At 71.1% G+C, this 18,698-nt stretch carries 25 protein-coding genes and 1 tRNA gene; 10 read left to right on the top strand and 16 right to left on the bottom strand.

Going from position 1 to position 18,698, the window contains the following annotated elements; translation table 11 throughout:
* Positions 1-100: 100 nt before the first annotated feature.
* A tRNA-Ala gene (locus tag H483_RS26455) sits at positions 101-173 on the bottom strand.
* 119 nt (positions 174-292) lie between these two features.
* Complete coding sequence (locus H483_RS26450) at positions 293-850, bottom strand: helix-turn-helix domain-containing protein (protein ID WP_017836307.1); 558 nt, start codon at positions 848-850, stop codon at positions 293-295.
* An 84-nt stretch (positions 851-934) separates the two neighbouring features.
* On the opposite strand from H483_RS26450, the gene H483_RS26445 reads away from it, so the two are divergent.
* The gene (locus H483_RS26445) at positions 935-2,611 is read left to right on the top strand and encodes a bifunctional NAD(P)/FAD-dependent oxidoreductase/class I SAM-dependent methyltransferase (RefSeq protein WP_017836306.1); all 1,677 of its coding nucleotides are present in this window, start codon (positions 935-937) and stop codon (positions 2,609-2,611) included.
* A gap of 13 nt (positions 2,612-2,624) precedes the next feature.
* On the opposite strand, the gene glpR is transcribed toward H483_RS26445, so the two are convergent.
* The 4 genes from glpR to H483_RS26425 form a co-directional block, all read right to left on the bottom strand.
* Complete coding sequence (gene glpR / locus H483_RS26440; protein ID WP_017836305.1) at positions 2,625-3,761, bottom strand: gephyrin-like molybdotransferase receptor GlpR; 1,137 nt, start codon at positions 3,759-3,761, stop codon at positions 2,625-2,627.
* A 120-nt stretch (positions 3,762-3,881) separates the two neighbouring features.
* Complete coding sequence (locus tag H483_RS26435; RefSeq protein WP_017836304.1) at positions 3,882-4,541, bottom strand: GNAT family N-acetyltransferase; 660 nt, start codon at positions 4,539-4,541, stop codon at positions 3,882-3,884.
* A 20-nt stretch (positions 4,542-4,561) separates the two neighbouring features.
* Complete coding sequence (glp, locus tag H483_RS26430; protein WP_017836303.1) at positions 4,562-5,821, bottom strand: gephyrin-like molybdotransferase Glp; 1,260 nt, start codon at positions 5,819-5,821, stop codon at positions 4,562-4,564.
* Between the two features lie 144 nt (positions 5,822-5,965).
* Positions 5,966-6,865 (bottom strand): UTP--glucose-1-phosphate uridylyltransferase, encoded by a 900-nt coding sequence (locus H483_RS26425; RefSeq protein WP_017836302.1) that lies wholly within the window; start codon positions 6,863-6,865, stop codon positions 5,966-5,968.
* Positions 6,866-6,939: 74 nt separating this feature from the next.
* On the opposite strand from H483_RS26425, the gene H483_RS26420 reads away from it, so the two are divergent.
* From H483_RS26420 to mscL, 4 genes are all read left to right on the top strand, one after another.
* Positions 6,940-7,503, top strand: a complete 564-nt coding sequence (locus H483_RS26420) for a 5-formyltetrahydrofolate cyclo-ligase (protein WP_017836301.1) — start codon at positions 6,940-6,942, stop codon at positions 7,501-7,503.
* Between the two features lie 59 nt (positions 7,504-7,562).
* Positions 7,563-7,928, top strand: a complete 366-nt coding sequence (locus tag H483_RS38500; protein WP_081615121.1) for an FmdB family zinc ribbon protein — start codon at positions 7,563-7,565, stop codon at positions 7,926-7,928.
* 157 nt (positions 7,929-8,085) lie between these two features.
* On the top strand, positions 8,086-8,523 hold the full coding sequence (locus H483_RS26410) for a hypothetical protein (protein ID WP_017836299.1): 438 nt from the start codon (positions 8,086-8,088) through the stop codon (positions 8,521-8,523).
* A 100-nt stretch (positions 8,524-8,623) separates the two neighbouring features.
* Complete coding sequence (gene mscL, locus H483_RS26405; RefSeq protein ID WP_017836298.1) at positions 8,624-9,052, top strand: large conductance mechanosensitive channel protein MscL; 429 nt, start codon at positions 8,624-8,626, stop codon at positions 9,050-9,052.
* A gap of 51 nt (positions 9,053-9,103) precedes the next feature.
* Here the strand turns inward: mscL and H483_RS26400 are convergent, their stop codons facing one another.
* The 7 genes from H483_RS26400 to H483_RS26375 all read right to left on the bottom strand — a co-directional run bounded on the left by H483_RS26400 (position 9,104) and on the right by H483_RS26375 (position 14,018).
* Positions 9,104-9,286 (bottom strand): hypothetical protein, encoded by a 183-nt coding sequence (locus H483_RS26400; protein ID WP_017836297.1) that lies wholly within the window; start codon positions 9,284-9,286, stop codon positions 9,104-9,106.
* Positions 9,280-9,855 carry a molybdenum cofactor biosynthesis protein B gene (locus H483_RS26395; protein ID WP_031264699.1) on the bottom strand — a complete coding sequence of 192 codons (576 nt, stop codon included), beginning with the start codon at positions 9,853-9,855 and terminating at the stop codon, positions 9,280-9,282. Before H483_RS26395 ends, H483_RS26400 begins: the two co-directional genes overlap by 7 nt.
* The gene (locus tag H483_RS0119260; protein ID WP_017836295.1) at positions 9,852-11,195 is read right to left on the bottom strand and encodes a S1C family serine protease; all 1,344 of its coding nucleotides are present in this window, start codon (positions 11,193-11,195) and stop codon (positions 9,852-9,854) included. The genes H483_RS26395 and H483_RS0119260 overlap by 4 nt, the downstream gene beginning before the upstream one ends.
* 75 nt (positions 11,196-11,270) lie before the next feature.
* Positions 11,271-12,662 carry a HAMP domain-containing sensor histidine kinase gene (locus H483_RS26390; protein WP_017836294.1) on the bottom strand — a complete coding sequence of 464 codons (1,392 nt, stop codon included), beginning with the start codon at positions 12,660-12,662 and terminating at the stop codon, positions 11,271-11,273.
* The gene (locus H483_RS26385) at positions 12,662-13,345 is read right to left on the bottom strand and encodes a response regulator transcription factor (protein ID WP_017836293.1); all 684 of its coding nucleotides are present in this window, start codon (positions 13,343-13,345) and stop codon (positions 12,662-12,664) included. The genes H483_RS26390 and H483_RS26385 overlap by 1 nt, the downstream gene beginning before the upstream one ends.
* Before the next feature lie 176 nt (positions 13,346-13,521).
* The gene (gene rpmF / locus H483_RS26380; RefSeq protein WP_017836292.1) at positions 13,522-13,692 is read right to left on the bottom strand and encodes a 50S ribosomal protein L32; all 171 of its coding nucleotides are present in this window, start codon (positions 13,690-13,692) and stop codon (positions 13,522-13,524) included.
* A gap of 65 nt (positions 13,693-13,757) precedes the next feature.
* Positions 13,758-14,018 carry a type B 50S ribosomal protein L31 gene (locus H483_RS26375; RefSeq protein WP_017836291.1) on the bottom strand — a complete coding sequence of 87 codons (261 nt, stop codon included), beginning with the start codon at positions 14,016-14,018 and terminating at the stop codon, positions 13,758-13,760.
* 358 nt (positions 14,019-14,376) lie between these two features.
* On the opposite strand from H483_RS26375, the gene rpmB reads away from it, so the two are divergent.
* The 5 genes from rpmB to H483_RS26350 all read left to right on the top strand — a co-directional run bounded on the left by rpmB (position 14,377) and on the right by H483_RS26350 (position 16,474).
* Entirely contained in the window at positions 14,377-14,613 is a 237-nt protein-coding gene (gene rpmB / locus H483_RS26370) for a 50S ribosomal protein L28 (RefSeq protein WP_007632788.1), read from the top strand.
* A 1-nt stretch (position 14,614) separates the two neighbouring features.
* On the top strand, positions 14,615-14,779 hold the full coding sequence (gene rpmG, locus H483_RS26365; protein ID WP_017836290.1) for a 50S ribosomal protein L33: 165 nt from the start codon (positions 14,615-14,617) through the stop codon (positions 14,777-14,779).
* A gap of 3 nt (positions 14,780-14,782) precedes the next feature.
* Positions 14,783-15,088 (top strand): 30S ribosomal protein S14, encoded by a 306-nt coding sequence (rpsN, locus tag H483_RS26360; protein ID WP_017836289.1) that lies wholly within the window; start codon positions 14,783-14,785, stop codon positions 15,086-15,088.
* Positions 15,089-15,098: 10 nt separating this feature from the next.
* Positions 15,099-15,356 (top strand): 30S ribosomal protein S18, encoded by a 258-nt coding sequence (rpsR, locus tag H483_RS26355; RefSeq protein ID WP_017836288.1) that lies wholly within the window; start codon positions 15,099-15,101, stop codon positions 15,354-15,356.
* A 176-nt stretch (positions 15,357-15,532) separates the two neighbouring features.
* A complete protein-coding gene (locus tag H483_RS26350; protein ID WP_017836287.1) occupies positions 15,533-16,474 on the top strand; it encodes an AEC family transporter in 942 nt (313 codons plus the stop codon).
* Between the two features lie 7 nt (positions 16,475-16,481).
* On the opposite strand, the gene H483_RS26345 is transcribed toward H483_RS26350, so the two are convergent.
* Genes H483_RS26345 through H483_RS26335 form a run of 3 tightly spaced genes read right to left on the bottom strand, consistent with a single transcriptional unit; the run spans position 16,482 to position 18,680 of the window.
* On the bottom strand, positions 16,482-17,201 hold the full coding sequence (locus H483_RS26345) for a CPBP family intramembrane glutamic endopeptidase (protein ID WP_017836286.1): 720 nt from the start codon (positions 17,199-17,201) through the stop codon (positions 16,482-16,484).
* Between the two features lie 31 nt (positions 17,202-17,232).
* Positions 17,233-17,904, bottom strand: coding sequence for a 3-oxoacid CoA-transferase subunit B (locus tag H483_RS26340; protein WP_017836285.1), 672 nt, complete (start codon positions 17,902-17,904; stop codon positions 17,233-17,235).
* Positions 17,904-18,680: a CoA transferase subunit A gene (locus H483_RS26335; RefSeq protein ID WP_017836284.1), complete on the bottom strand. Its 777-nt coding sequence runs from the start codon at positions 18,678-18,680 to the stop codon at positions 17,904-17,906. The genes H483_RS26340 and H483_RS26335 overlap by 1 nt, the downstream gene beginning before the upstream one ends.
* Positions 18,681-18,698 lie beyond the last annotated feature (18 nt).

Below are 18,698 nucleotides of genomic sequence, written 5' to 3'. Positions count from 1 at the left end.
ACAACCTCCGTGGTCAGTACAGCTAGGCCGCACAGACCTGACAAGCGGAAAGGCCGTCCCCGCTTGCGCGGAAACGGCCTCTGAACTCGAAGTCCTTGGGTGGAGCTAAGGGGAATCGAACCCCTGACCTTCTCGATGCGAACGAGACGCGCTACCAACTGCGCTATAGCCCCGCACGGCCCTCGCGGGCCGTGTCGCCGCCCTTGCGGGAAGCAGTGCCGCCCTCTCGAGCAGCGAGGGATACCCTACCAGCACGGCCGGGCGACCGACCAAACCGGGAGCCCCGGAAGCGTCACGACCCCGCGGTGTGCGTGTGCATCCGCACGCCGTCGTCGTTGAAGATGCTGATCACCTGCGCCGGGCGCCCCCCGGCCGCTGACAGACTGTGCGGGACCCTGGTGTCGAACTCGGCCGCCTCACCGCGGGTGAGGATCAGCTCCTGGTCGCCCAGGACCAGACGCAATTTCCCGGACAGCACGTAGAACCACTCGTACCCGTCGTGGACCCGGGGCTCGGGCGCCACTTTCGCCGGCGGGTAGGTGATCTTGTAGGTCCCCACAGATGACCCCTCGGGAGCCAGGGGCGCGATCACCATGCCGTCCCGATGGACCACGGGCCGCCGCACCCTGGGATCGACCGTGGTCGGTGCCACCAGGTCGTCCAGGCCGATCCCCAGTTGGCGCGTGAGCGGCAGCAGCAATTCGAGACTGGCCTGCCGCTTGCCGGACTCAAGACGCGACAGCGTGCTGGCCGACATCCCGGCCCGCTCCGCCAGCTCGTCCAGCGTCAACCCGCGACTGTGTCGGTACGCGCGCAACCGCACCCCCACCTGCTTGAGTTCTCCACCCATCTGCCCTCTCCCGCCGTCGCCCAACTCCTTGCCAATAGTGCAAGCTTCCTTGCAGTTTAGGCACACCAGGCGTCAACTGGTCCCATGAACATCACTGAGAAGTCACCAGAACACTGGGACGCGATCGTGGTCGGCGGTGGGGCCGCGGGCCTGTCGGCGGCGCTCATGCTCGGCCGGGCCCGCCGCCGCGTGCTCGTCGTCGACGCCGGCGAACCGCGCAACCGCTTCGCCGCGCACATGCACGGAGTCCTCGGCCACGAGGGGGTGGACCCGCTTGAGCTGCTCCGCCGGGGGCGCGAGGAGCTCCGACAGTACGACGTGACGGTGCGGTCCGGGTCCGTGACCGTGGTCCGGGACAGCGGGGTCGACGATGCGGGGAGCGGTGACGGAGCGAACGGGGGGAACGCCGCCCTGACCGTCGAGTTCGCCGACGCGGCGCCCGCGACCGCTCGTGCTCTCGTCGTCGCGTCCGGGCAGACCGACGAGCTCCCGGACATCCCCGGCCTGCGGGACTACTGGGGTTCGAGCGTGCTCCACTGCCCGTATTGCCACGGCTGGGAGGTGCGCGGCAGCAGGATCGCGGTGCTGGGCACGTCGGCCATGTCGGCGCACCAGGCTCAGCTCGTCCGGCAGTGGACCGACGACCTGGTGTTCCTCACCGCCGGGAGTGGCGCCCCCGATGCCGAGGTGGCCGCCCGACTGCGGGCCCGCGGTGTCCGGCTCGAAGAGTCGCCCGTCACCAGCGTCCTGTCCGAGGACGGACGTCTGACCGGCGTCAGCCTGGCCGACGGACGACAGATCGCACTCGACGCGATCTTCGCCGCGCCCACCGCTCGGCCCCACGACCGGTTCCTCGACGGGCTCGACCTGGAGCGGACCACCTCCCCGCTCGGCACGGTTCTCGCGGTGGACCAGTTCGGTGCGACCAGCCATCCCCGCATCTGGGCGGCGGGCAACGTCGCCAACCCGGGGGCCACCGTGCCCGTCTCCATGGCCGCGGGGTCGATGGCGGGCGGGATGGTCAACATGATGTTGGTCAACGAGGACTTTGACGCCGCGACCCTCGCCCACGACGCCACCGGAGCTCCGGCCGAGTTCTGGGAGGGCGAGTACGCCGGGCACGGGCCCCGCTGGTCGGGGGCCGCCAACGCCACGACCGCAGCGGTGGTCGGCCCGCTCCCGGTCGGTTCGGCCCTCGAGCTGGGCTGCGGTGAGGGCGGAGACGCGGTCTGGCTGGCCGAGCAGGGGTGGCGGGTCACCGCGGTGGACCTGTCGCCCACAGCGGTTTCCCGCGGAGCCGAGGCGGCGGCGACCCGCGGAGTGGCCGATCGCGTCGACTGGGTGTCGCACGACCTGACCACCTGGACCACCGACGAGCGCTTCGACCTCGTCACGTCCAGCTTCTTCCACTCCCCCGTCGAGCTACCCCGCACGCAGATACTCCGGCGAGCCGCCGAGTGGGTACGACCGGGCGGCCACCTGCTACTGGTCACACACGTCTTCGAGTCGGAGGCGGACATCCCCCCGTGGGCGATGCGGCCCGACACCGAGGGCCGGGAGGGACAGGGCGAGCACTCCGCCCACGGCGCCGCCCACCCGGTTCTGCTGACCCCCACCGAGGAGGTGGCCGAACTGGCACTGGACCCGGCGGTGTGGGAGGTCGTCCTGGAGGAGATCCGCCCGCGCGAGGCGGTGGGACCGGACGGGATCCAGACGGCGACCGTCAAGGACGGGGTCGTGATGTACCGAAAACGGCCCTGAGCGACTGCTCGGGTCAGCCGACCGCGCGCCGCAGCGGCTCGCGGTGCGCGGTCCGGTGATCCGGCCCCTGCGGCCGGCGACCGGGGTCGGTCTCCTGCACCTGGTCAAAGGTGTCCAGCATGTCGAAGGCCGGGTCCTCGTCGTCGACCTCCAACACCACCGCGCCGGGTCGACGCAGCCGGGGCGGCACAATGGAGAGCTCGTCGTCCTCCCGGGACTCGACGCCGAGGCGCGCGCGTCGCATGCGCTCGACGCGGCGGCGGCGCAGGCTCTCCTCCAGGCGGACCTGGCGGCGGAGATAGGTGAGGTAGGCGGCGAGCAGGAGCACCGAACCCCCGGCGAACCACCAGACGGCGGGGACGGTCACCAGCGCGGCGACCACAGCCACCGCCGCCAGTGCCACCAGGATCAGAGCGGTCCGCTGACGCGCGTGGGCGCGCTGTTCGGCGGCCTGACGATCCGCCATGGGGTCGTACGCCCCCCGTCCCCGCCTGCGCTCGGCGAAGTCGAGGTCCGCGTCAGTCAGCTCCACCTCGGGCTCGACGGGGCGCCGCCGTCCGCGGTGGACCAGCACGGCCTCGGCGTCGATTCCGGCCGCGTCCTCGTCGTGATCGACGCGCGACGCGGTCCGGCCCCCCGCGGGGGCCTCGACCAGCTCGCCGTCGACGACGGTCGACTCGCCGGATCGGCCCGTCGCGGTCTCGGGCAGGTCGTCCACGACGACCGCGGGGATCTCGGTGGTGACCTCCTCGGCGGTGGAGTCGTCACCGGAGACGGTGCGACCGGCCCGCTGGTGCCGACGCTCCTCCATGACCCGTCGCACGGCCTCCCCGCGTCTGCCGGCGGCCTCGCGTCGCAGGGTCTGCTCCAGCAGATGCCCCCACGTGTCGGGGTCGAGGAGCTCGGCGTCGGTGGCGCCCGCTCCGGAGGGCAGTCCGAAGAGCGTCTCCTCGGTCTCGGCCCGGACCGGGTCACCGGACGCGCGCCCACGGCTGGGCACCAAGCGACCCGAGCCACCCGAGTACAGGGTGCGGGTCTGCGCCAGCGCGTCGCCGGTGCGGCGGATGGGGTTGCGCGAGCGGATGAGCATCGGCGCGAGGACGAACAGCCAGACCACCACCAGCAGGATGATCAGCAGTGAGCTCGACATCGATCAGGCCTCCTCGAGCGTCTACCCCGACACGGGACGTCGTGGTGAGGCCTAAACCGTAACGGCGCCCGGGCCCCGCCCCGTGGCGGCGCGCCGCAGGTCACGATGCTCAGGACATCCTCAGACGCGACGGGCGAAACCCGAGGCCACCAAGGACGCCACCGCGCCCCGGCCGTGCTCCTCACGGGTCCGTGCGACCAGCAGGTGATCACGCCACTCACCGTCCACGTGGAGGTAGCGCCGCAGCAGGCCCTCCTCGCGGAAACCACACCGTTCCAGCACCACCCGGCTGGCCGTGTTCTCCGGGCGGACGGTGGCGTCGACCCGGTGCAGGGCGCCCGGCCCCAGCGCGTGGTCCAGCCCCAGGGCGAGGGCGGCGGTGGCCACCCCACCACCGCCGACCCGGCGACCCACCCAGTACCCGATCCAGCCGGAGTGCAGCGCGCCCCGCACGATCCCGCCGACGGTCAGCTGTCCGCAGAAGCGGCCGTCCAACTCGATGGCGGCCGGCAACGACACACCGGCGCGGGCGTGGCGTCTGAGCGTGGAGTGGATGCCCGGCCACGCGCGGGCGGTGTTGTTCTCCCGCCACTGGCCCTCGACGGTCGGCTCCCACGGCTCGAGGTGGTCCCGCTCGTGCAGTCTCAACGCGGACCAGTCGCGGGCGTCGCGACGCCGCACCGGTCGGAGGGTCACCACACCGGCGCGGACCCGGAGCGGGCCGGCCTGGATCGGCCACCCGGGGTGGGCGACCGTGTCGGTCCCGACGACGTTCCACATGGTTTCGGCCCCGGATCGGCTCAGCCGCGCTGGGCGAGGAACATCACGTCCACCTCGTCACCGGTCCGGACGGCGGAGACGTCGGGGTCGATCACCACGAGGCAGTTCGCCTCCGCGAGCGAGGCGAGCAGGTGCGTGGAGGATCCCTGCGCGCCGCCGAGCGCCCGCACCAGGTACTCGCTGGTGTCGGTGTCTCGCATGAGCTGTCCGCGCAGGTAGCCGCGCCTGCCCTCCACCGAGGAGATGGGGGCGACGGTGCGGGCGCGGACCGTCCGGCGCATGGGCTGACGCTTGCCCAACGCGATGCGGATCAGTGGCCGGACCATGATCTCGAAGACGACGAGGGCGCTCACCGGGTTCGACGGCAGGAGGAAGGTGGGGACCTCGTCACGACCCAGCCGCCCGAACCCCTGGACCGATCCGGGATGCATGGCCACGCGGTTGACCTCGATCTGCCCGAGCTCCTCCATGACCTGGCGGATCCGCGTGGTGGCCTCGCCGCCGGCGGCGCCGGAGACCACCACGAGTTCGCTGCGCACGAGCTGACCCTCCAGGACCTCGCGCAGCCTCGACGGTTCGGTGCTGGCGATCCCGACCCGGTGCACGTCGGCCCCGGCGTCGCGGCCCGCCGCGGTCAGGGCGTAGGAGTTGACGTCGTAGACCTGGCCGGTGCCGGGATTGCCGTCGACGTCGAGCAGTTCGTCGCCGACCGAGATCACGGACATGCGGGGCTTGGGGTGAACGAGGACCTTGGAGCGCCCCACGGAGGCGAGCAGGCCGACCTGGGCCGGCCCGATGATGGCCCCCGCGCGCACCGCGACGTCGCCCGGTTGGACGTCGTCGCCCACGCGGCGGACGTACTCCCCGCTGGCCACGGTGCGGGTGGGGCTGATGCGCTGGCCCTCGGCGACGGCCCAGCCGACCGGGAGGACCGCGTCGGCCAGGGTCGGCAGCGGCGCACCGGTGTCCACGCGGACGACCTGGCCGGGCTGGAGCCGGGTCGGCTGACGGGATCCCGCGGTGATCCTGCCGACGACGGGCAGACCAGCCGGCCCGGCGGGTTTCTCACCCGGGTCGTCGGCCTGGCCGCCGACCCGGATGTCGACACTGCGGACCGCGTACCCGTCGATCGCGGACTGGTCGAAGGAGGGCAGCGGGCGCTCGGCCACCACCTCTTCGGCACACAACAGGCCCTGCGCCTCGGAGATCGACACGCGTACCGGTCTCGGGGCGACCGCGGCCGCCGTCACCAGTGCGAGCTGTTCCTCGACGGAGCGCACCAGGTGTCCCCTTCCCGTACCAAAGTCGCTGACCGTGCGGCGGTGTCATGCCAGGCGTGCCGGACCGACCGCCGGGTCCTTGTGGGAGAGGGTAGCGCCCGCACGGCGCCATTCCGTGGCGCCATTCCGTGACGGCGCCCGGCGTCAGTGGTCGAGTCGCCCGCCGAGCCACTCGCGGAGCTCGTCGGCGTAGGCCGGGTTGTCCAGGGCGAAGTCCACGCAGGCCTTGATATAGCCACCGGGATTTCCGAGGTCGTGCCTGGTGCCGTCGTGGACCACCACGTGGACCGGGTGCCCCTCGTTGATCAGCAGGTCGATCGCGTCGGTGAGCTGCAGTTCCCCGCCGGCGCCCGGCTCGATGCGCCGGAGTGCGTCGAAGATCGCGCGGTCGAGCACGTACCGTCCGGCCGCCGCGAGGTTGGACGGCGCGTCCTCGGCGGCCGGCTTCTCGACCATGCCACGGACCTGCTTGACCGCCGGGTCGTCCGTGTCGGTGACCTCGAACACCCCGTACGAGGAGACCTCCTCCGGGCTCACCTCGAACGCGCACAGGACGCTGCCGCCCCGCTCCGCGCGGACCTGCGACATCCGGCCCAGGATCCCGAACGGCAGCACCAGGTCGTCCGGCAGGAGCACGGCGACGGCCTGCTCCTCGTCCCCGAGCACCGACTCCACCTGCGCGACTGCGTGTCCCAGGCCCAGCGGCTCGTCCTGGCGAACGTCCACCACCTCGATGAGCCCGGGGGCACGCTGGACCTTGTGCAGCAGCACGTCCTTGCCCCGGTCGGACAGCGTGTCCTCGAGAACCTGGTCCTCGGAGAAGTGCGCCATCACCCCGACCTTGCGCTCGGAGGTGACTATCGCGAGCCGGCCCGCCCCCGCCTCGGTCGCCTCCTCCGCGATGAGCTCGATACCCGGGGTGTCCACCACGGGGAGCAGCTCCTTGGGGACCGTCTTGGTGGCGGGCAGGAACCGGGTCCCGAGGCCGGCGGCCGGGACGACCGCGGTGCGGAACTGCGAGTCGGGCGAGGTGGTGGACGTCATGCCGTACACCTTAGACGGACCGCTGGGCCCCGACCTCCGGAGCGCCGGCGACACACCACGGGCAGACTGGGGTGATGACACCGGACAAGTCCGCGGTACGTCGCGCGGTGCGCGCGAGACGCGCCGCGGTGCCCACATCGGTGCGGACGGAGCGGGACCGGGCGATCCGCGACCATCTGGCCTCCGTGGTGACGGAGGGGATGGTGGTCTGCGCGTTCGTTCCCGACGACGACGAGGCCGGCGGAGCGGATCTACCCGAGGCGCTCGCCCTGGCGGGGGCTCAGGTGCTCCTGCCGATCTCCCCCGCGGCCGGCCCGCTGGGGTGGGCGGCGTACGCCGGGTCGGCGGATCTGCGTCCGGGCCGGTTCGGCATCCCGGTGCCGTCCGCGCCGCCGTGGCCCCCGGAGCGGATCGCCGACGCCGATCTCGTCCTGGTGCCCTCGGTCGCCGTCGACCACAGCGGCGCCCGGCTCGGCCGCGGCGGCGGATACTACGACCGGACGCTCGCGCTGGCCCGTCCGCACACCCGGCTGCTGGCCGTCCTGGACCGGGAGGACGTGCTCGAGCACCTCCCCGTGGAGCCCCACGATCGGCCCGTGACCGGCGTGGTCACCCCACACGGAGTCCTCGACTTTTAACGACTGGCACTCGGGAGGGTAGAGTGCTAGCCGTTAGCCGACTCTGCCCCGGAGGCCAGATGCCCACCTATTCGTACCGGTGCCGCGACTGCGACGTCGCCTTTGACATCCAGCAGTCCTTCACGGAGGACTCGCTCACTGTCTGCCCGCAGTGCGAGGGCGGCCTGCGCAAGCTGTTCAACACCGTCGGCGTGGTCTTCAAGGGCTCTGGTTTCTACCGCACGGACAGCCGCGCCGCCGGGGCGGGTTCGGGGTCCGGGGGCGGCTCGGCTTCGGGCAAGACCGACTCGGGCTCGGGGAAGTCCGACTCGGGCTCGTCGAGCTCAGGGTCCGGCTCGTCGAGTTCAGGTTCGTCGGCGGGGTCGACATCCGGCTCGAGCTCGTCGAGCTCGCCCGCCTCCTCGAGCGCGTCCTCGTCGTCGTAACGGGCACCCGACACCGTCCCTCCACAGGGCGCCCCCGGTCCACAGGCGCCCCTCCCGGCCCCCTCATGCGGCCCGGGTTCTCCCCCTCGCCCCGATACGGTCTCCTCGATACCGCGCCGCTCACCGGCGGCGCGGGCGACCGACCGAGGGGACCGAGATGCGCCGAAACCTCACGTCGCCACCCGCCCCGCGGCGGTGGCGGCGTCGACGGGCCGCACGGATCGCGCTGGCCGCCGCACTGGTGATCGCCGCGCCGGTCGTCGCACGTCAGTCCCCGGCGGAGGTGCCGGCGCCGCCGACGGCGGACCCCCGTCATCACGCCGACAACCGGAACGTGCGGGTGGTCCCGGTCCCCCTGGCGGACCCGTCAGTCGCCGACCTCCTGAGCGCTGGTGACCTCGTGGATCTGATCGGCACGGTCGACCCGGACTCGCCCGGCGGGCCGCTGGTGATCGCGCGCGCCGCCCGCGTCGCCGACACCCCGTCCGGCCGGGGCGGGAGCCGGTCGATCCTCGTCGAGGTACCGGAATCCGACGCCGCCCGGGTGGCCTCCCACGCCGCCGGGACCCCGCTGGCGATCCTGGTGCACGGGTGACCTCGACACGGATCGTGCTGGTAACGTCCCTGCGGTTCAGATCGGCGCGCACGCACGCGCACGCGGTGGACCACGCCGCGTCTCCAGGGAGGGGTGCAGGATGCTCAAGGGCTTCAAAGACTTCATCATGCAGGGCAACGTGATCGACCTGGCGGTCGCCGTGGTCATCGGCACGGCGTTCGCGTCGATCGTCGACGCCTTCACCACCGCGATCATCAACCCGCTCATCGCGCTGTTGGGTGGTAACAGCGAGATCGGGTTCGCCGTCCAACTACTGGACAACAACCCCGAGACCCGGATGGACTTCGGGTTGCTGCTCACCGCGATCATCAACTTCCTGCTGATCGCCGCGGTCATCTACTTCGTCCTGGTGGGGCCGATGAACAAGCTGAAGGAGGCCGCCGCCAAGCGTAAGGGTGTGGATGCCCCCGCCTCGGACAACGACCTCCTGGTGGAGATCCGCGACCTGCTCGCCGGGCGTCCGCTCAGCCATCCCTCGGACCCGCGGAACCCGTCCGGCGAGTCCTGACCCCGCACTAGTCCTGACCCTGCACTAGTCCTGACCCCGCGCCCGGGCAACTCACCCGTGGTGGGGCGGGCGTTGCTCCCTCCACCAGTCGTCGCCGAGCCGGCCGTCCCGGTCGCGGACCTCGTCGGAGGTGGTCCGAGGCAGGACCTCGCCGAACACCTCATCGATCCGGGCGCTGTCTATCCGGGCACTGTCCCGCGGCCCGCCGTCCTCGACCCGCCGGTCGGTTACCACTCGTCGATCGCCGACAGCTGAGCCACCACGTACGAGACCAGCGGGCACAGCGTCGCCATCCCGTCACGGATCGCGGCGCGACTCGGCGCGAGGTTGGCGACCACCGTGCTGCCGGACACCCCGACCAGACCGCGGGAGACGATCGAGTCGACGGCTCCGGCCGTGAGACCTGACGACCGGACGGCCTCGGCGATGCCGGGCAGGCGCTGGTCGAGGATCTCCTCCGTCACCTCGGGGGTGATGTCCCGCGGTCCGACTCCGGTGCCGCCGACGGTCACCACGAAGTCGAACCCGCCGACCACCGCGGTCTCGAGTGCCTTGCGGACCTCGGCCTCGTCGGAGGCCACTCCCACGACGCCGCCCACCAGGAACCCCTCCTCCTCGAGCAACTCGGTGACCAGCGGGCCGATCGAATCCTCCCGGCCGTCCAACCGGTCGGTGACCACCACGACCATCGCGCGACCGGCGATGGGAGTGTCCGCCGGCTCGGTGGCCGCGGGGTCGAAATCCACGTCAGCCTGGAGCCTGCGCCCACCGGGCAGAGACCTCGGATCGAATCTCGTGCTCATCTCGCCTCTCCCAGTACCACGTCGACAGTCGTCGGCTGATCGCCCACACGAGAAGCATAGGTGACGGAGATCGTCTCCCCCGGAGCCCTCGAGCGGATGGCGGCGACCAACGCGTCGCCGCTCTCGATCACCCGGTCACCGACCCCGGTGATCACCGCCCCCTCCTCGATTCCCGCCTGCTCGGCGGGTCCCCCCGCCTCGGTGGTGCGCACCAGCGCGCCGCTGATGTCCCGCTGGTCGCTCACCGTGACCCCGAGCACCGCACGGGTGGCGAAACCCTGTTTGATCAGCTGGTCCGCGATCCGCCGGGCCTGGTCGACCGGGATGGCGAAGCCCAGGCCGATGGATCCCGCGTTCCCGGATCCCAGCGACGCGATGGCCGAGTTGATGCCCACCAACTCGCCGTTCATGTTGACCAGTGCGCCACCGGAGTTGCCGGGGTTGACCGCGGCGTCGGTCTGGATGGCATCGATCACCGTGCTCTGGTCGGACTGCGCACCGCCGGCGCGCACCGGCCTGTCGAGCGCGGAGACGATGCCGGTGGTCACGGTGCCGGACAGACCGAGCGGAGAGCCGACGGCGGCGACGGCCTGGCCCTCGTCGAGGGTCGCGGAGGACCCGAGTGCGATCGGGGTGAGCGACCGGTCGGTCTCCGCCCTGATCACGGCGATGTCTGTCGCCGGATCGGTACCGACGATCGTCGCCGGGGCCCTCGACCCGTCGTGGAAGCGCACCTCGATCTGTCCGCCGGCGGCACCCAACGCGATCACGTGGTTGTTGGTGATGATCAGACCGTCCGGGGTCAGGATCACGCCGGATCCCTCACCGCGCCCGGCCTGCCCACGGACATCGATAGAGACCACGCTCGGCAGCACCGTGTCCGCGACGGACTCGACGGTCCCGTCCGCGGCCTGGCTCTCGGGCTGCGCGGCGGAGATCGGGGAGGCGAGCCTCGCGCCGTCGCCCCCGCCGGCCACCGTGGCGCCTATCCACCCGCCGAGGCCACCGGAGACCAGCATCGCCGCCACCAGGCCGGCGACCAGCAGGCCCCGCCCCGACCTGGCGGGAGCGGCCGTCCCGGTGTCCGCGCCGCCGTGCGGGGGGTTCGGGGGCGGTGCCGCGGCCGGGGCGCCCGGGCCACCCCATCCCTGCTCGGGCTGAACGTGCCCGTACTGCCCCTGTCCGTACTGCCCCTGTCCGTACTGGCCCTGCGCCTGCGGGCCCTGTCCGTACTGGCCCTGTCCGTACTGATGCTGTGTGTGCCCGCCCGCGCCCGGGCCCGAGGCCCACTCGTCGCCGGGCCGGGGATCACCTGTTCCCCGATCGTTCTCGTTCTCCATGGGGGCCATGCTTCCTCACCGCGCTGTGTGCCCGCTGAGACCACCGGCGCCGCCACCGGCCGGTTCAGGAACTGTTCAGCTCGGGGGCCGGTCGCTTCCGGGGATGGTCATGCGCACCTCGGTGCCCCCACCGTCCGCGTCGTGGATCTCCACGGTCCCCCCGTGCCTGGTGACCACCTGACGGACGATCGCCAACCCGAGCCCCGAACCCGGCATCGCGCGCGCCTCCCGCGACCGGTGGAACCGGTCGAAGACCAGCTCCTTGTCCGCTTCGGGGATGCCCGGACCCTGGTCGGCGACGGTCAGCTCCACGACCGAGTCCGACACCGGGTTCATCCGTACCGTCACCGTTCCCCCGGTGGGGCTCCACTTGGCCGCGTTGTCGCAGATGTTCAGGACCGCACGCTCGATGCCCGCACTGTCACCGAACGAGTACCAGGGCGCCAGCTCCACGTCGAAGTGCACGTCGTGACGCCGCCGACGGACCCGCTCGAGAGCCCGCTCCACCGCCTCCGACACCGCGACCGGTTCCAGTTCGACATCCCCGGAATCCTCCCGGGCCAGTTCGACCAGGTCCCCGACGAGCTGGGTGAGCTCAGAGATCTGACCGACCACGTCGACCTCGAGCGCACCCCTGTCCGCGTCCGGGATCGTCGGCGCCCCCGGCCTGCTGGCGGCGATCAACAGCTCCACGTTGGTGCGCAGGCTGGTCAGGGGCGTCTTGAGCTCGTGACCGGCGTCGGCCACGAGCCTCGATTGTCGCTCCCTGCTCTCCCCCAGCGCGACGAGCATCTGGTTGAAACTCGCGGTGAGTCGGGCGATCTCGTCGTCACCCGCGACCGGGATGGGCCGCAGGTCATCGGTCCGGGCGATCCTCTCCACCGCCCGGGTCAGCCGGGCGACCGGGGCCAGACCCGTGCGCCCGACCGCCGTCCCGGCCACCGCCGCCAGCGCGATGCCGGCCGCGCCCACCAGGGTCAGGACTATCGCCAGGCGGTTCAGCGCGGCCCTCGTGGGGCTCAGATCCTGCGCGAGGATGAGTGTCGAGCCGTCACGGACACCCACGGCATAGATCTGCTTTCCCCCGGCCGTCCGCAGACTCGAGTCGGCCTCGCCACGCACCACCGCGATCTCCGGGCCACCGATCTGGAACGGTTCGCCGGTGGCCGTCCGCACACCGGAGGGGGCGACGATCTGCGCGTCCAGGTTGGGGTTGAAGGCCCGCAGCGCGATGAGGGTACTGCGGGACTGGAGGGCGAACTCCGAGGCGAGCTGACTGTTCACGAGCTGATCGGCCTGTTGCTGGAGCCGGTTGTTGACCTCGCTGTACATGGACCCGGACACGACGAAGTACGCCGCGACGGCCATCAACGCCACCGCGACGCCCACCGAGCTCGCCGCCAACAGAGTGACCCGCTGATGCAGGGAGATCGGCGTGGAGGACCACCCCACCGTGCGGGCTGGCACTACGGCGTCTCGCGCAACACGTACCCCACACCCCGCACGGTGTGGATCAGCCGACTCTCCCCCTCGCCCTCGGTCTTGCGGCGCAGATATCCGATGTAGACCTCGAGCGCGTTACCCGACGTGGGGAAGTCGTAACCCCACACCTCCTCGAGGATGTGACTCCGGGTGAGGACCCGACGGGGATGGTGCAGGAGAAGTTCGAGCAGCGAGAACTCGGTGCGCGTCAACTGGATCCGGCGGTCGCCCCGGCTGACCTCTCGCGTGGCCAGGTCCATCCGCAGGTCCTCGAACTCCAGCACCTCGTCGACGTCCTCGGCCTCGGGGCCCCGACGGCGCAGCAGCGCCCGGAGCCGGGCCAGGAGTTCTTCCAGGGCGAAGGGCTTGGGCAGGTAGTCGTCGGCACCCGCGTCCAGCCCCGCCACCCGCTCGGACACCGCGTCGCGCGCGGTCAGCATCAGAACCGGGAGATCGTCCCCGCGGCTCCGGAGTATCCGGCAGACCTCGAGACCGTCGCGCCGGGGCATCATGACGTCCAGGATCACCGCGTCCGGACGGTTCGTGTCGAGTCGCTCGACCGCCTCGACCCCGTCCCCGGCGAGTTCCACCGTGTAACCGTTGAACGTGAGGGAGCGGCGCAGCGATTCACGCACGGCCTGGTCGTCGTCCACAACGAGGATCTTCATACGGGGCAGTCTCTCCCACATCCCTGAACCACGGCTGAGGAACACCGCGACCGATGCGCATCGCGCTCGTGATCCGCAGACGCCGACGAGCCCGGCGGGTCGGGGTGGACCCGCCGGGCTCGTGACCGGGCGTGTGCGAGCGGCGCGCGGGCGCCGCAGGGCTCAATGGACCGCGGTCAGCGGTCGAGGTCGATCAGGCCGAGCTTGGCGGCCTTGACCAGGCGACGGGGCAGCACCACGGGGCGGCCGTCGATCTTGGTCTCCTGGAGGGCCGGGTTCTCGGCCTTCCACTGCGAGCGGCGGGAATGGGTGTTGGCGCGCGAGAGGCGACGCTTCGGAACTGCCATGACTGTTACGTCCTCTTAGGTCTCGGGTGTGTGGGAGGGCCGGCGGCGCACCGCCGGCCCTCGGCTCACTTGCTGCGACGGGTGCGGTTGCCGTAACGGCGCTGGAACTTCTCGACACGGCCGGCCGTGTCCATGACGCGCTGCGCGCCGGTCCAGAACGGGTGCGACTCACTGGTCACGTCGACCACGATGAGCGGGTAGGAGTTGCCGTCCTCCCACTCGACGGTCCGCTCGCTCTTGGCGGTGGAGCGGGTGAGGAACTTGGTGCCCGTGCCCGAGTCCTGGAAGACCACCGGGTGGTAGTCGGGGTGGATGTCGTTCTTCATACTGGATCCCTCTAGCTCGGTAGAAGTCTTGGGTCTGGCGCCCGCCCCGTCAGGGACGCGCGAGTGCCAGTGGCCGAACCGGGGATCCCGGTATCAGCACACGCATCGGTAGATCGTACCCGTACGATGACCGGGTACCCAATTCGCGCGCCTCGCCCGCCCTCGCCACCGGCGTTGACGTGCTGATTACCGTTTCGCGCGGTCGGGCCGTAAACTAGACCATCGCTGTTGTCTGCACGTTTGCTATCGCCTCTCACGGTGCCCGCGACGTGACGGTCCACTAGTGCTCGGCGCAGGCCGACACCTGGTTGCGACCCTCACGCGCCACCGTACGGGGAGGCGGAAGGAGAACCACGCCATGTCGGCGCATTGCCAGGTAACGGGACGGAAGCCGGGTTTCGGCAAGTCCGTCTCGCACTCACACCGCAGGACCAACCGTCGCTGGAACCCGAACATCCAGCGTCGTAGCTACTTCCTGCCCTCCGAGGGACGTCGCGTCACGTTGACCGTCTCCACCAAGGGCATCAAGACCATCGACCGCGATGGCATCGAGGCCGTCGTGGCCCGTATCCGCGCCCGTGGGGAGAAGATCTGAGATGGCACGTAACGACGTTCGACCCATCATCAAGCTCAAGTCCACGGCCGGTACCGGGTTCACGTACGTGACCCGCAAGAACCGCCGCAACAACCCGGACCGCATCGTCCTCAAGAAGTTCGACCCGGTCGTCCGCAAGCACGTCGAATTCCGAGAGGAGCGCTGACCCGTGGCCAAGAAGTCAAAGATCGCGCGTAACGAGCAGCGCAAGGCCAAGGTGGCCCGGTTCGCCGAGCGGCGCGCCGAGCTCAAGGCGATCATCAAGAACCCCGAGAGCACGGACGAGGCGCGCATGGACGCCCAGACCGCGCTCAACAAGATGCCGCGTGACGCCTCGCCCGTGCGGGTGCGTAACCGCGACGTCGCCGACGGCCGCCCGCGCGGCTACCTCCGCAAGTTCGGTCTCTCCCGCGTCCGGATGCGCGAGATGGCCCACCGTGGCGAGCTGCCCGGTGTCACGAAGTCGAGTTGGTGAGTAGGTAATCATGGCAAAAGCGCGTAGCACCCCGTCCAAGAAGGTCCGTGCCCAGGAGGGTCGTCGCCCCAAGAAGAACCCGTTGAAGGTCGCGGGTATCGAGACGGTCGACTACAAGGACGTCAACACCCTCCGCACGTTCATCTCCGACCGCGGCAAGATCCGTTCGCGCCGCGTCACCGGTCTCACGCCGCAGCAGCAGCGGCAGGTCGCCGTCGCGGTCAAAAACGCCCGCGAGATGGCACTGCTCCCGTTCACCAGCCGCTGAGCCATCGCTCGGCGCGGTCGAACCGCACCGCACGTCCCGCCCGCGGCACCTAGCCGCCGACTCGGACAACAGCAACCCGATCGGGGTCGCGCCTCCTGGATTCAGGAGTGCACGGCCCCGATCGGCGTTATCGCTCCCCCGTTCCCGACCCCCTCCCCGACCCTCAGGAGACCGCTGTGGCCGGCGTCCTCAACGGCTTCGCCGTGATCGTCGCGCTCGTCGCGCTCGGGTGGCTGCTCGCCCGTTCACGGGTCCTCGGCACCGATGCGCGGTTGGTGCTCAACCGGCTCGTGTTCTTCGTCGCCACCCCGGCCCTGTTGTTCGACGCGCTCGCGCGGACGACGCTCGACCAGGTCTTCACCGGGGTCTTCGTGGTCTCCGCCGGTACGGCGATCGTGATGGCGGTCGCCTACGTGCTCATCGCGAAGGTGTGGCTGCGGCGCCCGACCGCCGACCTCGCGGTCGGGGCCCTGTCCGCCAGCTACGTCAACTCCGCCAACCTCGGCATCCCCATCGCCGTCTACGTCCTGGGGGACTTCGGGTTCGTCATGCCGCTCCTGCTGTTCCAGGTGGCGGTGCTGCAGCCGATCGCGATCGCCGTGCTCGAGCGGGCCGCCCGCGCGGAGGGCACCACCGACGGGGGTGGAGGCGCGCTGGCCTCGGCGCTGCAGGCGGCCCGGACCCCCCTGGTCCTGGCCGCGCTCGCAGGGGTGGTGGTGGCCGCCCTCCCGTGGTCGCCGCCGGAACGCCTCCTCGAACCCGTCCACCTGGTCGGCCAGATCTCGGTCCCCGGCGCCCTCCTCGTCTTCGGCATGTCCCTCTACGGCGTGAAGGTGCTCGAGGCCGGGGCCTCACCCCGGCGGGAGATCGCGTTGGCGAGCGGTCTGAAGCTGGTGGCGCACCCACTCCTGGCGTACGCCGTCGGCGTCGGACTCATGGGGATGCGGGGTCACGAGTTGCTCACCGTCGTGGTGGCCGCTGCCCTGCCCACAGCGCAGAACGTCCTCGTGGTGGCCACCCGGTACGGGCACGGGACGCTGCTGGCCCGCGACTCGGCGGTCCTCACCACCCTCGGGTCGCTCCCCGTCCTGCTGCTGGTGTCCGCGCTGTTGGCCTGAGACCTGCTCAGGTCGCTCCCGCCGCCACGATGCCGGCGAACACGACCGCGTTGTTGACCCCGTGGAGCACGATCCCCGGGACGATCGACCGGTACCACTGCGCCATCACGCACAGTGAGATCCCCACCACGAGCAGGTACGGCAGGGCGGGTGGGATCAGGTGCACCGCGGCGAATACCGCCCCCGCGAGCGCGATCCCCGGGACGGCCCGGAACCGCGCACGCAGCGCGGGCAGGACGATCCCCCGGAACACCACCTCTTCGGCCACGGGGACGAGCACCGCCACGGCGAGCAGCCCCAGCACCACGAAGACGGGCCCACCGGTGGCGAGGTCCGCCAGAGCGTCGTCGGAGCCCTCCTGCCCGGCCCCCAGGGGGATGAGCACGACCATGGACGCGGCGACCCCCGCGGCCATCACGGCCGGGATCTGCCACAGCAGGTGCAACGGCGACCGCTCGGGGGCGCGCAGCCCCACGTCGGCCCAGCGCAACCCGCGTCGACGGAGCAGGTGCACCCACACCGCGAGCAGCGCCGCGACCGCCGTGCCGCCGAGCACCACGAGGGCGAGCAACGCGGTGTCGGGACGCGCGGTACCCACAACGTTCGCGACGAGGAGTCCGAGGAGGACGACGACGACGAGACCGACCACATACCCGGCGGTCCAGGCCAACGCAGAGAGCGCCGCACGGCCCCTGACCGGTGTGATCCAGAGGCCGGCGGCGGGCACGGGTGGTGGCGTGATTACCGCAGCCCCTCGATCACTGCAGCCCCTCGGCGACCCGGTACGGGGCTGCCGTGGCGGCGGCGACCTGATCGAGGGTCACCCCGTCGACCAGCTCGACCAGGGTCAGCCCGTCGGAGTCGCGGTCGAAGACCCCGAGTTCGGTGATGATGCGGTCCACGCACCCCAGGCCGGTGAGCGGCAGGGAGGTCTCCGAGACGATCTTGGACGAGCCGTTCTTGGCCAGCTGGTCCATCACCACGACGATCCGGCGGGCACCCACCACGAGGTCCATCGCGCCACCCATGCCCTTGACCATGGCCCCGGGGACCATCCAGTTGGCGATGTCGCCGGCCGGGTTGACCTCCATGGCGCCGAGGATGGCCACGTCGATCTTCCCCGAGCGGATCATGCCGAAGCTCATCGCGGAGTCGAAGATCGACGAGCCGGGCAGCGTGGTGACGGTCTCCTTGCCGGCGTTGATCAGGTCCGGGTCGACATCATCCGGGTGCGGGTAGGGGCCGATGCCGAGCAGGCCGTTCTCCGACTGCAGGGTGACGTTGACGCCCTCGGGGACGTAGTTGGGCACCAGCGTCGGCAGACCGATCCCCAGGTTGACGTACTGGCCGTCCGAGAGCTCGAGGGCCGCGCGGGCGGCCATGGCCTTGCGGTCGCGTCCGAGTCGGGCGGGCGTGCCGGGAGTGCTCATCAGCGCTGTCCTTCCGAGGGCGGGTTGGTGGTGGTCTTCTCGATCCACTTGGTCTGCTCCACCTGCTGCGGGGTGAGCTCGACCAGGCGGTGCACGAAGATGCCGGGCAGGTGGATGTCGTCGGGAGCCAGTTCTCCGACCTCGACGATCTCCTCGGCCTCGACGATGCACACCCGACCGGCCATGGCGGCCAGCGGCGAGAAGTTGCGGGCGGTGAGGTTGAACCGCAGGTTTCCGCTGCGGTCCGCGACCGCGGCCCGCACGAGCGAGAAGTCGGCCTCGATGGCCTGCTCGAGCACGTAGGTCTCGCCCCGGATCTCCCGGGTCTCCTTGGGTGGGGAGGCCAGCGCGACCCCGCCCTCGGAGTCGTACTTCCACGGCATCCCGCCGTCGGCCACGTAGGTGCCCACGCCGGTGCGCGTGTAGAACGCCCCGATCCCGGAGCCGCCCGCCCGCATCCGCTCGGCGAGAGTGCCCTGCGGCGTCAGCTCGACCTCGAGCTCACCGGACAGGTATTGCCGCGCGAACTCCTTGTTCTCCCCGACGTACGACGAGACGATGCGTCGCAGTTTGCCGGTCTCCAGGAGCATGCCGAGGCCCTTGCCGTCGACACCCGCGTTGTTGGAGAAGACCTCGAAGTCCCCGACGTCGCGGGCCGCGAGTGCCTCGATGACGACCTGCGGGATCCCGCAGAGGCCGAAACCGCCGGCGGCGATCGACGCCCCGTCCGGGATGTCCGCGACGGCCTGTTCCGCGGTCATGATCTTGCTGGACATACTCGTCCTCCTTGAATG

Source organism: Dietzia sp. UCD-THP, assembly GCF_000349585.1.
Taxonomy (GTDB): domain Bacteria; phylum Actinomycetota; class Actinomycetes; order Mycobacteriales; family Mycobacteriaceae; genus Dietzia; species Dietzia natronolimnaea_A.
The sequence above is the reverse complement of the archived record's forward strand: the minus strand, read 5'-3'. Positions and strand labels throughout refer to the sequence as shown.